Raw genomic sequence first — 13,585 nt, 5'->3', positions numbered from 1 at the left:
CTCAGACCCGGCCCAGGGCAAAGCCCTTGGCCACGTGGTTGCGAACAAACCAGATCACCAGCATGCCCGGCAGGATGGTCAACACCCCCGCCGCTGCCAGCACGCCCCAGTCGATACCCGACGCCGAGACCGTGCGGGTCATCACCGCTGCGATCGGCTTGGCATTCACCGATGTCAGCGTTCGCGCCAGCAGCAGTTCGACCCAGGAAAACATAAAGCAGAAGAACGCCGTGACGCCGATCCCGGAACCAATCAGCGGGACGAAAATCTTCACGAAGAACTTGGGGAAACTGTAGCCGTCAATGTAGGCGGTCTCGTCGATTTCTTTCGGAACGCCGGACATGAAGCCTTCCAGAATCCAGACCGCCAACGGCACGTTGAACAGGCAATGAGCCAGCGCCACGGCGATGTGCGTGTCGAACAGACCAATCGAGGAATACAGCTGGAAGAACGGCAACAGGAACACCGCCGGCGGCGCCATGCGGTTGGTCAGCAGCCAGAAAAACAGGTGCTTGTCACCGAGAAAGCGGTAGCGCGAGAACGCGTAAGCCGCTGGCAACGCCACGCTCAGGGAAATGATCGTGTTCAGGCTCACGTAGTACAGCGAGTTGAGGTAGCCGTTGTACCAACTCGGATCGGTGAAGATCACCTTGTAGTTGGCGAAGGTGAAATCCTGCGGAAACAGCGTCAGACCGCCGAGGATTTCAGTGTTGCTCTTGAAGGACATGTTCAGTAGCCAGTAGATCGGCACCAGCAGGAACAGGATGTAGATCAGCAGTGGAATGAGCTTTCTTTTACTCATGGCAGACCTCAGCGGTTGGCGTCAGAGTGAGTCATGGCGGTGTAGAACAGCCAGGACACCAACAGAATGATCAGGAAATACACCAGCGAGAAAGCCGCCGCCGGACCGAGGTCGAATTGCCCTACGGCCATCTGGGTCAACGTCTGACTCAGGAAGGTCGTGGCATTCCCCGGACCACCGCCCGTGAGGACGAAGGGCTCGGTGTAGATCATGAAACTGTCCATGAACCGCAGCATCACGGCGATCAACAGCACGCTCTTGAGTTTGGGCAACTGGATGTGTCGGAAAACTGCCCAGGCCGAGGCCCGATCAATCCGCGCCGCCTGGTAGTAGACGTCCGGAATGGCCCGCAAACCGGAAAAGCACAACAGCGCCACCAGTGACGTCCAGTGCCAGACGTCCATCACCAGCACCGTGACCCAGGCGTCCATGGTATTGGCCGCATAGTTGTAGTTGATGCCCATGGCCTTGAGGCTGGCACCGAGCAGACCGATGTCCGCACGACCGAAAATCTGCCAGATGGTGCCGACCACGTTCCACGGGATCAGGAGCGGAATCGCCAGAATGATCAGCACCAGCGATGACCAGCGGCCCTTGGTCGGCATGGTCAGGGCGATGGCGATGCCCAGCGGGATTTCGATCAGCAGCACGCAGCCGGAATAGATGAACTGGCGCAGCAGCGAGTCGTGCAGCCGTGGGTCGAGCAGCACCTGTTTGTACCAGTCGGCACCGACGAAGTAGCGGCTGGACTGGTCGAAGATGTCCTGCACCGAGTAGTTGACCACGGTCATCATCGGGATCACCGCACTGAACGCCACCAGCAGAAACACCGGCAGGACCAGCCACCAGGCCTTGTTGTTCTGCACCTTGTTCATGGCTGCACCTCCAGAAGGAAATCGTCCGCATAGACCATCAACCACTGCGCCGGGAAGCTGATCCAGGCCGTGCCCTCCGGTACCGGTTTGTCTTCGGCCAGGCGCACTTTCAACGGCGCACCGTCGAGGTTCAGGGTCATGATCTTGTAGGTGCCGAGGTCTTCGACGTGTACGACTTGTGCCTGCATCGCGTCATCGAACGGCTCGTCCCACACATGCACGAACTCCGGACGGATGCCGACCTTCAGGGTTTTCCACTCGGACTCGGCGATACGTTTCTGTTGTGCGTCGGATAAAGGCAGATGCGTCGAAGCAAAACCGACGCCGCCCGGTTGTGGCTGCACCTCGATCAGGTTCATCCCCGGGCTGCCAATGAAATAGCCGACAAAGGTGTGGGTCGGCCGCTCGAACAATTCCCGCGGGGTGCCGAACTGCACGATCTGGCCGCCGTACATCACCGCGATCTTGTCGGCGAAGGTCGACGCTTCGAGTTGATCGTGGGTGACGTAGACCATGGTGATGTTGAACTGCTCGTGGATCTGCTTGAGCTTGCGCCGCAGTTTCCACTTCAGGTGCGGGTCAATCACCGTCAGCGGTTCATCAAAGAGGATGGCCGAAACGTCGTCGCGGACCAGTCCACGGCCCATCGAGACTTTCTGTTTTTCGTCGGCGGTGAGGTTGCGCGCCTTTTTGCTCAGCAGCGCCTGAAGGTCAAGGACCTCGGCAATTTCCTGCACCTTGCTGTGAATTTTCGCCTCGGCCATGCCCTGATTGCGCAGGGGGAAGGCCAGGTTGTCGAACACCGTCATGGTGTCGTAGACCACCGGAAACTGGAAAACCTGGGCGATGTTGCGCTTCTCGGGAGTCAGGTCGTTGACCACTTTGCTGTCGAACAGCACTTGGCCCTGGGACGGGCTGAGCAACCCGGAAATGATGTTGAGCAGCGTCGACTTGCCGCAGCCCGAAGGCCCGAGCAAGGCATAAGCACCGCCCTGTTCCCAGACGTGGTCCATCTCGCGGATCGCGTAATCCTCGGGGCCGGTCGGCGTGCTGGTGTAGCTGTGGGCGAGGTTCTGCAAACGGATTTCGGCCATCAGGCAACCCTCGCGATGCGGCGACCGGGCGCCTGGACCAGCCGCCCCTGCGCATCGAATACAAACAGTTTATGGGTCGGGATATAGATGCGGATCGGCGCATCGACGTCGTATTCGTGGACGCCGGGCAAGTGCAGCACCAGCAGGAAATGCTCGTTGCGCACGTGCAGGAAGGTTTCTGAGCCGCTGATCTCGGCGACCTCGACGGTCACCGCGAGTTCGAGGTCATCGTCGTTGCTCGGCACCAGTGAGATATGGCTTGGGCGCACGCCAAAACGGAACTCGCCCTCGCCCACCGGGCGCAAATCGACGTTCAACGGGAAGTGCACAAAATTGGCGAAGCTCACTTCGTTACCGGCAATCCGTCCCGGCATCAGGTTGATCGGCGGCTCGGAGAACAATTCGGCAGCCAGCACGGTTTTTGGCTGGTGATAGACCTCGGAGGATTTACCGCTCTGGACCACCCGGCCTTCGTGAAGAATGGTGGTGGTGCCACCCAATGCCAGCGCTTCGTTGGGTTCGGTGGTGGCATAAATCGCAATGGTGTGCCGGGCCTTGAACAGCTCGCGCATTTCCTGGCGCAGTTCTTCACGCAGTTTGTAGTCGAGGTTCACCAGCGGCTCGTCGAACAGAATCAGCTCGGCATCCTTGACCAACGCCCGGGCCATCGCGGTGCGCTGCTGTTGGCCGCCAGAAAGCTCCAGCGGATAGCGCTTGAGGAATTTCTCGATGCGCAGCATCTTCGCGGTTTCCAGCACTTTGCTCTGGATCAACTCGTTGGAGACACCGCCCTGGCGCAATGGCGAAGCGATGTTGTCGAAGACGGTCATGGTCGGGTAGTTGATGAACTGCTGATAGACCATCGACACGTTGCGCAAACGCACCGGGCGTTGTGTGACATCGACACCGTTCATCAGGATCCGGCCGCTGTCGGGCTTGTCCAGGCCCGCCATCAGGCGCATCAGACTGGTCTTGCCGGACAGCGTGCGCCCGAGCAAAACGTTGAAGGATCCGGGTTCGAAACTCAGGCACGCATCGTCGATCCAGGTCTGGCCCTCGACGGTACGGCTGACGTGCTCCAGGGTTAATGACATGGCTCGGCCTTTTTATTATTTGGAGTCAAGCGACCCAGGCTGTAGAGCGAGTTTCATGCCAGAAAATGCAAGCTATTGATCTGCTTTGAAAATGTTTGAAGTGATGGCAAATCAACGTTCGTTGCTGAACAGAAATGAACAACGGCGACTGAACAATTGAACAATCCAGCCGTTGACAATGAACAATAGTGAACAACACTCTACGGATGCTTTTTGCCTTCCCGCGAGCAAAAACCTGTGGGAGCGAGCCTGCTCACGATAGCGGTGGATCAGTCGACATCAGTATTGACTGACCCACCGCTATCGCGAGCAGGCTCGCTCCCACAAGGGAATACCTATAACAACAATAAAAGCGTTATTCAGAGGCTGACTGTCATGGCCGCACCTGCCCCCGTTTTGTCCCACGACACCATCATCCAGGACTCCTGGTCCCGTTGCCGCGCGTTCGGCCTCAATCATCAAAGCGCACCGGCGTTCGATCAGTTGCCTGCCGATGGCATTGCCCAGTTGCTGGAAAGCCAGCATTCGCTGGTGCAGACCACGCACCAGGAAGTCCTGCCGTATTACGAAAACATCCTGAGCAATTCCAACTGCCTGATCATGCTCGCCGACAATCAGGGCCAGGTGCTGACGTCCTGGGGCACCCAGCGCTTCATCGAGCCGAGCCTGACCCGCGGCTTTAGCGCCGGGGCCAGCTGGATGGAGCGTTGCAGCGGCACCAACGCCATCGGCACCGCCCTCGCCTGCGAGCAGGCCGTGCATATCGAACACGATGAACACTTCCTGAAAGCCAACCGCTTCATGACCGGTTCCGCCGCGCCGATTTTCGATGCCGAGCGCAAGGTGATCGCGGTGCTGGACGTGTCCAGCGACAGCTATCTACCGCCGTCCCACACCCTCGGCATGGTCAAGATGATGAGCCAGACCGTGGAAAACCGGCTGATCCTCAACCTCTTTCACGGCCAGCATTTTCAACTGACGTTCAACACCGGGCTGAACAACCTCGACAGCCAATGGGCCGGATTGTTGATCTTCGATGAAACCGGCCAGGTGCTGTCGGCTAACCGCCGGGCTGACAATCTGCTGGGGATCAGCCTGTCCCGGGTCAGTGTCGAGAGCCTGTTCAAGGTGTCGTTGCTGGAATTGCTGAACCAGCCGGAAGGCCTGCCTTTTGCGTTGCAAGCCTCCGGGCGCAACCGTTTTCAATGCCTGTTGAAGCGGCCGAAACAGGTGTCGATTCAGGCTCGACTGTTTTCTGAGGCCAAGAGCGCGGAACCGGCCGCGACCGTGCCCGCCACAATCAGCCTCAGCACCTTGCATTTCGGCGACAGTCGCGTGGAAAAAGCCGTGCGCCAGGCCGAGCGCTTGCTGGAAAAAGATATTCCGCTATTGATCCACGGTGAAACCGGGGTCGGCAAGGAGGTCTTCGTCAAAGCGCTGCATCAGGCCAGTTCGCGAAGCAAACAACCGTTCATTGCCGTCAACTGTGCAGCGATCCCCGCCGAACTGGTGGAGTCCGAGCTGTTTGGCTACGAGAAAGGCGCATTCACCGGCGCCAATCAGAAAGGCAGCATCGGACTGATCCGCAAGGCCGACAAAGGCACCCTGTTCCTTGACGAAATCGGTGACATGCCATTGCCGACACAAGCTCGCCTTCTAAGGGTCTTGCAGGAACGGTGCGTGCAACCGGTGGGCAGCAGCGAGTTGTTCCCGGTGGACATCCGCATCATTTCCGCGACCAACCGTTCGTTGCGCGAGCAAGTGCAGCTCGGGCGGTTTCGCGAGGACCTTTATTACCGAATCGGCGGTTTGACCCTGGAATTGCCGCCGTTACGGGAACGCACAGACAAACAGGCGCTGTTCAAGCGCTTGTGGGAACAGCATCGCGAGCCATCGCAGTGGGCCGGGTTGAGCCGTGAGGTGATGGAGTTGTTCGGCCGTCATCCGTGGCCGGGGAATTTAAGGCAGGTCAGCAGCGTCATGCAGGTGGCGCTGGCCATGGCCGAAGAACAACCGGTGCGGCCGGAGCATTTGCCGGATGATTTTTTTGTCGATCTGGAGATGGAGCCGGTGGATTCGCCGGAACCGCTGGCGGTGGATTTGAATGATGCCGAGGATTTGAACCGGTTGTTGCAGGCGGCTGGGGGGAATATTTCGCACCTTGCCCGGCGTCTTGGCGTTAGCCGCAATACTCTTTACAAGCGGTTGCGCCAGGCTGATTGACGAGTGAGCACTCGTGGCTGGGGCCGGCTGGAGACCCTTCGCGGGCAAGCCTCGTTCCTACAAGGTCGCGTCGTTCGACAATATTGTGTACGACGCGACCTTGTAGGAACGAGGCTTGCCCGCGAAGGCGCCAGATCAAACACCACATAACCTCGCGGACTGCCTAAAAACAAAAACCCGCACAAGGCGGGTTTTGTTTTGCGGCATTCGAAGCAGTCAGTCAGCCAACCGCCAGGTCGTGCCGCCCTTCCCGTCTTCCAGCACCACGCCCATCGCGGTCAACTGGTCGCGGATACGGTCGGACTCAGCCCAGTCCTTGTTGGCACGGGCAGTCAAACGCGCCTGAATCAGCGCATCAACCTCAGCCGCATCCACGCGCCCTTCAGCGCCGGCCTGCAAGAAGTCATCGGCCTCAAGCTGCAGCACGCCCAGCACGCTGGCCAGTTCCTTCAAGCGCGCCGCCAAACCTGCCGCCGCATTGAGATCGCTCTCGCGCAGACGGTTGATCTCGCGAACCATCTCGAACAGCACCGCGCAGGCTTCCGGCGTGCCGAAGTCGTCGTTCATCACCTGGGTGAAACGCTCGACGAAGGCTTCGCCGCCAGCCGGCGCCACGCTCGGCAGGCCTTTCAACGCATGGTAGAAACGCTCGAGGGCGCCCTTGGCGTCCTTGAGGTTGTCTTCCGAATAGTTGATCGCGCTGCGGTAGTGGCTCGACACCAGCAGGTAACGCACGACTTCCGGGTGGTACTTTTCCAGCACGTCGCGAATGGTGAAGAAGTTGTTCAAGGACTTGGACATCTTCTCGCCATTGATGCGAATCATGCCGCAATGCATCCACGCGTTGGCGTAGGTCTTGCCGGTGGCCGCTTCGCTCTGGGCGATTTCGTTTTCGTGGTGCGGGAACTCGAGGTCGCTACCGCCGCCATGAATGTCGAAGGTCTCGCCGAGGCAGCAGGTCGACATCACCGAGCACTCAATGTGCCAGCCCGGACGCCCGTCGCCCCACGGCGAAGGCCAGCTCGGCTCGCCCGGCTTGGCGCCTTTCCACAGCACGAAGTCCAGCGGGTCCTGCTTGGACTCGTCGACTTCGATCCGCGCGCCGATGCGCAAGTCTTCGATTTTCTTGCGCGACAGCTTGCCGTAGCCCAAGAACTTGGCGACGCGGTAGTACACGTCGCCGTTGCCCGGTGCGTAGGCGTAACCCTTGTCGATCAGGGTCTGGATCATGGTCTGCATGCCAGCGATGTGATCGGTGGCCCGCGGCTCCATGTCCGGCTTGAGGATATTGAGCCGCGCCTCGTCCTCATGCATCGCGGTGATCATGCGTTCGGTCAGCACGTCGAACGGTTCGCCGTTCTCCTTGGCCCGATTGATGATCTTGTCTTCAATGTCGGTGATGTTGCGCACGTACGTCAGGTTATAACCGCTGAACCGCAACCAGCGGGTCACCAGGTCGAACGCGACCATGCTGCGGCCATGGCCAATGTGGCAGTAGTCGTACACGGTCATCCCGCAGACGTACATGCGCACATTGTTGCCATCCAGCGGCTTGAAGACTTCTTTGCTCTTGGTGAGCGTGTTGTAGATCGTAAGCACTTTAGTTTCCTTGAATCACTGGCCCCACGAATCACGCAAGGTCACGGTACGGTTGAATACCGGAGCACCTGGTTTCGAGTCCTTGATATCCGCGCAGAAGTAACCTTCGCGCTCGAACTGGAAACGGTCTTCCGGCTGTGCATTGCCCAGCGAGGGTTCAGCACGACAACCGGTGAGCACTTGCAGCGAGTCAGGGTTGATGTTGTCCAGGAAACTGGCGCTGTCTTCGGCCTTCTCAGGGTTCGCAGAGCGGAACAGGCGATCGTACAGACGCACTTCGCACTCGACGCTGGCCGCGGCCGGCACCCAGTGCACCACGCCTTTGACCTTGCGGCCTTCAGGGTTCTTGCCCAATGTTTCCGGGTCGTAGGAGCAACGCAGTTCGACGATGTTGCCCTCGGCGTCCTTGATCGCTTCGTCGGCGCGGATCACGTAGCTGCCGCGCAGACGCACTTCGCCGTTCGGCTCCAGGCGCTTGTAGCCTTTCGGCGGCTCTTCCATGAAGTCTTCACGGTCGATGTAGATCTCACGGGCGAACGGCAGAACGCGCATGCCCATGTCTTCTTTCGGGTGGCACGGCAGTTCGAGGTTCTCGACCTGGCCTTCCGGGTAGTTGGTGATCACGACTTTCAGCGGACGCAACACGCACATGGCGCGCGGGGCGCTGTGGTCGAGGTCGTCACGGATGCTGAATTCGAGCATGCCGAAGTCGACCACGCCGTCGGAACGGTTGGTGCCGACCATTTCGCAGAAGTTGCGGATCGATTTCGGCGTGTAGCCACGACGACGGAAGCCCGACAGCGTGGACATGCGCGGATCGTCCCAACCGAAGACGTGCTTTTCATCGACCAGTTGCTTGAGTTTGCGCTTGCTGGTGATGGTGTAGTTCAGGTTCAGACGGCTGAACTCGTACTGGCGCGGCTTTGCCGGAACCGGCAGGTTCTCGAGGAACCACTCGTACAGCGGACGGTGGCTTTCGAACTCCAGGGTGCAGATCGAGTGAGTGATGCCTTCGATGGCGTCCGACTGACCATGGGTGAAGTCATAGTTCGGGTAGATGCACCACTTGTCGCCGGTCTGGTGGTGATGGGCGTGACGGATGCGGTACATGATCGGGTCGCGCAGGTTCATGTTCGGCGAGGCCATGTCGATCTTGGCCCGCAGCACGCGTGCGCCGTCCGGGAATTCGCCGGCACGCATGCGGGCGAACCAGTCGAGGTTTTCTTCCACGGAGCGATCACGGAACGGGCTGTTCTTGCCCGGTTCGGTCAGGGTGCCGCGGTATTCCTTGGCCTGTTCAGGGCTCAGGTCATCAACGTAGGCCTTGCCGGCCTTGATCAGCTCGACGGCCCAGTCGTGCAACTGGTCGAAATACTGCGAGGCATAGCGCACTTCGCCGGACCATTCAAAGCCCAGCCATTTGACGTCGCTTTCGATCGCGTCGATGTATTCCTGGTCTTCCTTGGCCGGGTTGGTGTCGTCGAAACGCAGGTGCGTGACGCCGCCAAATTCCTGGGCCAGGCCGAAGTTCACGCAAATCGACTTGGCGTGACCGATGTGCAGGTAGCCGTTGGGCTCAGGCGGGAAACGGGTGACGATCTGCGTGTGCTTACCCGAGTCCAGGTCCGCCTGGATGATCGGGCGCAGGAAATTGACCGGCACGGCAGGGCCGGTCTTGGAATTCGAGGTAGGGTCGACAGTGGGCTTGCTCATAGGATCCTTGAACGTACAAGTGCGCGGCCAGTTGGCCAAATCAAAGCGGCTGTTAAAACAAAGGGGCTTATCATAGCCGATGCCGTCAAGTCGCTGACAGAGCAGGCCCGAAAACGGGTGCATTTAATCGGATGCAAATGAAAAACAGCCTCGAAATTCGCGCCCGGCACGCTAAACTGCGCTCCTTGGCCGACATTGGCCGGACCGGTTGAGGGCTTAAATGCCCCGAAACCCACGAATTCATTGAATGAGTAGTAATCATGACCCAAGTCAAACTGACCACCAACCATGGCGACATCGTCCTGGAACTGAACGCTGAAAAGGCACCGCTGACCGTTGCCAACTTCATCGAGTACGTCAAAGCCGGTCACTACGAAAACACCGTTTTCCACCGCGTCATCGGTAACTTCATGATCCAGGGCGGCGGTTTCGAGCCAGGCATGAAAGAAAAGAAAGACAAGCGCCCAAGCATCCAGAACGAAGCCGACAACGGCCTGCCGAACGACAAGTACACCGTCGCCATGGCCCGCACCATGGAGCCGCATTCGGCATCCGCCCAGTTCTTCATCAACGTGGCTGACAACAGCTTCCTGAACCACAGCGCCAAAACCACTCAGGGCTGGGGCTACGCAGTATTCGCCAAAGTCGTTGAAGGCACCGACGTTGTCGACAAGATCAAAGGTGTTTCCACCACCATGAAATCCGGCCACCAGGACGTGCCAGCAGAAGACGTGATCATCGAGAAAGCCGAGATCATCGAAGCGTGATACTGCTGATTTCAGACTTGCATCTGGAAGAGGAGCGCCCGGACATCACCCGGGCGTTTCTGGATTTGCTCGCCGGACGCGCCCGCTCGGCGAGTGCGTTGTACATTCTGGGCGACTTTTTCGAGGCGTGGATTGGCGACGATGCCATGACGCCGTTCCAGCGTTCCATCTGCCAGGCCCTGCGCACCCTTAGCGACAGCGGCACGGCCATATTTCTGATGCACGGCAATCGCGACTTCATGCTCGGCCAGGCCTTCTGCAAACAGGCCGGCTGCACGTTGCTGAAGGACCCGAGTGTCGTGCAGTTCAACGGCGAACCGGTGCTCTTGATGCACGGCGACAGCCTCTGCACCCGCGACGAAGCTTATATGAAGCTGCGTCGCTACCTGCGCAACCCGATCACCCTGTTCATCCTGCGGCACCTGCCGTTGCGCACTCGCCATAAACTGGCGCGCAAACTGCGCAGCGAAAGCCGGGCCCAGACGCGGATGAAGGCCAATGACATCGTCGATGTCACGCCGGACGAAGTGCCGCGGATCATGCAGGAATTTGGCGTAAAAACCTTGATCCATGGGCACACCCATCGCCCGGCCATTCACAAGTTGCAGATTGGCGAGCAAGCGGCCAAGCGCATTGTGCTGGGGGATTGGGACCGTCAGGGCTGGGCGTTGCAAGTGGATGAGCAAGGGTTTGCCCTCGCCCCCTTCGACTTCGCCCCACCGCCACAACTCGCAGCCCCCACGAACTAAAAGGCCACCACAGACCCCATTGTGGGAGCGAGCCTGCTCGCGAAGGCGGTGTGTCAGTTGAGATAGATGTTGACTGACAGGATGCTTTCGCGAGCAGGCTCGCTCCCACATTTTTGATCTTCATGAGACGCAAATCCTGTGTCGCCGAAAATACCCTGTGGGAGTGAGCCTGCTCGCGAAGGCGGTGTGTCAGTTGAGATAGACGTTGACTGACAAACCGCTATCGCGAGCAGGCTCACTCCCACATTTTTGATCTTCATGAGACGCAAATCCTGTGTCGCCGACAATACCCTGTGGGAGCGAGCCTGCTCGCGAAGGCGGTGTGTCAGTTGAGATAGATGTTGACTGACAGGACGCTTTCGCGAGCAGGCTCGCTCCCACATTTTTGATCTTCATGAGACGCAAATTATGTGTCGCCGACCATACCCGGTGGGAGCGAGCCTGCTCGCGATGGCGGTGTGTCAGTTGAGATAGATGTTGACTGACAGGACGCTATCGCGAGCAGGCTCACTCCCACATTTTTGATCTTCATGAGACGCAAATTATGTGTCGCCGACAATACCCTGTGGGAGTGAGCCTGCTCGCGATGGCGGATTCACATTCAACACTTTTATTGACTGACCCACCGCTTTCGCGAGCAGGCTCGCTCCTACATTTTTGATCTTCATGAGACGCAAATTATGTGTCGCCGACAATACCCTGTGGGAGTGAGCCTGCTCGCGATGGCTGTGCGTCAGTTGAGATAGATGTTGACTGACAGGACGCTTTCGCGAGCAGGCTCGCTCCCACTTTTTTGATCTTCATGAGACGCAAATTCTGTGTCGCCGACAATACCCTGTGGGAGTGAGCCTGCTCGCGATGGCGGATTCACATTCAACACTTTTATTGACTGACGGGACGCTATCGCGAGCAGGCTCGCTCCTACAGGGTTTGTGTTTGGCTTAGTGGCCGGAGGCCGCCGGCCCCGCCTTCGCCGCAAACGGCGGTTTTGCCAGCCACACAATCACGATCAAGGCCATGAATGCCCAACCCAGCAACGTGAAGTAATCCACGGTGGAGAGCATGTACGCCTGACTGGTCAGCACATGATCCAACTGCGCATACGCCGGGTTGCTCGGCCCGCCCAGGGCATTCAGTGCCTCGCGGGTCGCCGGCTCATAAGTGCTGATGCTTTCGCTCATATAGGCATGATGCTGATCCGCCCGACGAATCCAGATCCACGTGGTCAGCGACGCCGCAAAACTGCCGCCCAAGGTCCGCAGGAACGTTGCCAGGCCCGCGCCATCGGCGATCTGGCTCGGTGGCAAGTCGGACATCAGAATGCTCAACGTCGGCATGAAGAACAGCGCCACGCCAATGCCCATGAACAATTGCACCAGCGCGATGTGCTGGAAGTCCACTTCGTTGGTAAACCCGGCGCGCATGAAACAGCTCAGGCCAATCGCCAGGAACGCCAGTCCGGCCAGCAGCCGCAGGTCGAACTTGTGCGCGTACTTGCCGACAAACGGTGACATCAACACCGGCAGAATCCCGATTGGCGCCACCGCCAGCCCCGCCCACGTTGCCGTGTAACCCATCTGGGTTTGCAGCCATTGCGGCAGGATCAGGTTGATGCCAAAGAACCCTGCGTAACCCAACACCAGCACGATGGTGCCGATTCGGAAGTTGCGATACGCAAACAGCCGCAGATTGACCACCGGGTGCTTGTCGGTCATTTCCCAGATCACGAACACCGCCAGTGCGACCACTGAAATCGCCGCGCCGATGAGGATGAAGTTCGACTCGAACCAATCGAGGTCATTGCCCTTGTCGAGGATCACCTGCAACGCCCCGACGCCAATGATCAAGGTGATCAGCCCGACGTAGTCCATCGGCTGGCGGCTGGTTTCCACCGGACGCGCTTTGAGCTGCTGGCGCACCACCATCACCGCGAAAATGCCGATTGGCACGTTGATAAAGAAGATCCACGGCCAGCTGTAACTGTCGGTAATCCAACCGCCGAGGATCGGACCGGCAATCGGCGCCACCACCGTGACCATCGCCAGCAATGCCAGGGCCATGCCGCGCCTGGCCGGCGGATAGACCGCGATCAGCAGCGTCTGGGTCATCGGGTACAACGGACCGGCGACCAGGCCTTGCAGCACCCGGAAGCCAATCAGCTCGGGCATCGAGGTCGAGATACCGCAGAGAAACGAGGCCAGCACAAACAGAATCGTCGCCCAGAGAAATAGCTTCACCTCACCAAACCGGCGGCTGAGCCAACCGGTCAGCGGCAGCGCAATCGCATTGCTCACCGCAAACGAAGTGATCACCCAGGTGCCCTGCTCCGAACTCACGCCCAGGTTGCCGGAAATCGTCGGCAGCGCAACGTTGGCGATGGTGGTGTCGAGCACCTGCATGAAAGTCGCCAGCGACAGGCCGATGGTGCTGAGCAGCAGGCTGGGCGGCGTGAAAGACGCGTTATTGCTCATCGTGAATCCCTTGAAGCTGGGCAGGCGCGGCGCCTTTCAAAGGGCGCCGCTGACCTTGTGGGAGCGAGCTTTTGTGGGGGGGGGGGGTGGGGCCCCCCCCCCAAAGCAAGCGCCCACACGGGGGGGGTGAGAGGGGGGCGGGGTTTGTGGGGGCCCCGGGGGTGGAGTGGTAGGACAGGGTGAGGAAAGGGGCGGGCG

General features: G+C 59.2%; 10 protein-coding genes. 3 read left to right on the top strand and 7 right to left on the bottom strand.

The features are described 5' to 3' along the window. Window position 1 precedes the first annotated feature (1 nt). The 4 genes from FBY01_RS22380 to FBY01_RS22365 are packed head-to-tail and all read right to left on the bottom strand — an operon-like array spanning window position 2 to window position 3,865. A complete protein-coding gene (locus FBY01_RS22380; protein ID WP_010458825.1) occupies window positions 2-802 on the bottom strand; it encodes a carbohydrate ABC transporter permease in 801 nt (266 codons plus the stop codon). Window positions 803-810: 8 nt separating this feature from the next. Next, window positions 811-1,677 carry a carbohydrate ABC transporter permease gene (locus FBY01_RS22375; RefSeq protein WP_010458824.1) on the bottom strand — a complete coding sequence of 289 codons (867 nt, stop codon included), beginning with the start codon at window positions 1,675-1,677 and terminating at the stop codon, window positions 811-813. Beyond that, a complete protein-coding gene (locus FBY01_RS22370; protein ID WP_010458823.1) occupies window positions 1,674-2,771 on the bottom strand; it encodes an ABC transporter ATP-binding protein in 1,098 nt (365 codons plus the stop codon). The genes FBY01_RS22375 and FBY01_RS22370 overlap by 4 nt, the downstream gene beginning before the upstream one ends. Then, window positions 2,771-3,865, bottom strand: coding sequence for an ABC transporter ATP-binding protein (locus FBY01_RS22365; protein WP_010458822.1), 1,095 nt, complete (start codon window positions 3,863-3,865; stop codon window positions 2,771-2,773). Before FBY01_RS22365 ends, FBY01_RS22370 begins: the two co-directional genes overlap by 1 nt. Window positions 3,866-4,240: 375 nt before the next feature. Between FBY01_RS22365 and FBY01_RS22360 the strand changes: the two genes are divergently transcribed. After that, complete coding sequence (locus FBY01_RS22360) at window positions 4,241-6,088, top strand: sigma-54-dependent Fis family transcriptional regulator (protein ID WP_145309585.1); 1,848 nt, start codon at window positions 4,241-4,243, stop codon at window positions 6,086-6,088. A 216-nt stretch (window positions 6,089-6,304) separates the two neighbouring features. Here the strand turns inward: FBY01_RS22360 and cysS are convergent, their stop codons facing one another. Both cysS and FBY01_RS22350 read right to left on the bottom strand, forming a co-directional pair. Continuing rightward, complete coding sequence (gene cysS / locus FBY01_RS22355) at window positions 6,305-7,687, bottom strand: cysteine--tRNA ligase (protein WP_145309583.1); 1,383 nt, start codon at window positions 7,685-7,687, stop codon at window positions 6,305-6,307. 15 nt (window positions 7,688-7,702) lie between these two features. After that, on the bottom strand, window positions 7,703-9,400 hold the full coding sequence (locus FBY01_RS22350; RefSeq protein ID WP_010458817.1) for a glutamine--tRNA ligase/YqeY domain fusion protein: 1,698 nt from the start codon (window positions 9,398-9,400) through the stop codon (window positions 7,703-7,705). Window positions 9,401-9,660: 260 nt separating this feature from the next. Between FBY01_RS22350 and FBY01_RS22345 the strand changes: the two genes are divergently transcribed. Both FBY01_RS22345 and lpxH read left to right on the top strand, forming a co-directional pair. Further along, on the top strand, window positions 9,661-10,167 hold the full coding sequence (locus FBY01_RS22345) for a peptidylprolyl isomerase (RefSeq protein WP_145309581.1): 507 nt from the start codon (window positions 9,661-9,663) through the stop codon (window positions 10,165-10,167). Beyond that, window positions 10,164-10,916 (top strand): UDP-2,3-diacylglucosamine diphosphatase, encoded by a 753-nt coding sequence (gene lpxH / locus FBY01_RS22340; protein ID WP_077748731.1) that lies wholly within the window; start codon window positions 10,164-10,166, stop codon window positions 10,914-10,916. Before FBY01_RS22345 ends, lpxH begins: the two co-directional genes overlap by 4 nt. A 941-nt stretch (window positions 10,917-11,857) precedes the next feature. On the opposite strand, the gene FBY01_RS22315 is transcribed toward lpxH, so the two are convergent. Beyond that, complete coding sequence (locus FBY01_RS22315; protein ID WP_145309579.1) at window positions 11,858-13,387, bottom strand: DHA2 family efflux MFS transporter permease subunit; 1,530 nt, start codon at window positions 13,385-13,387, stop codon at window positions 11,858-11,860. Between the last annotated feature and the right edge of the window lie 198 nt (window positions 13,388-13,585).

Source organism: Pseudomonas sp. SJZ077, assembly GCF_007993905.1.
In the GTDB taxonomy this organism is placed as follows: domain Bacteria; phylum Pseudomonadota; class Gammaproteobacteria; order Pseudomonadales; family Pseudomonadaceae; genus Aquipseudomonas; species Aquipseudomonas mandelii.
This window is presented reverse-complemented; position numbering and strand designations above follow the sequence as displayed.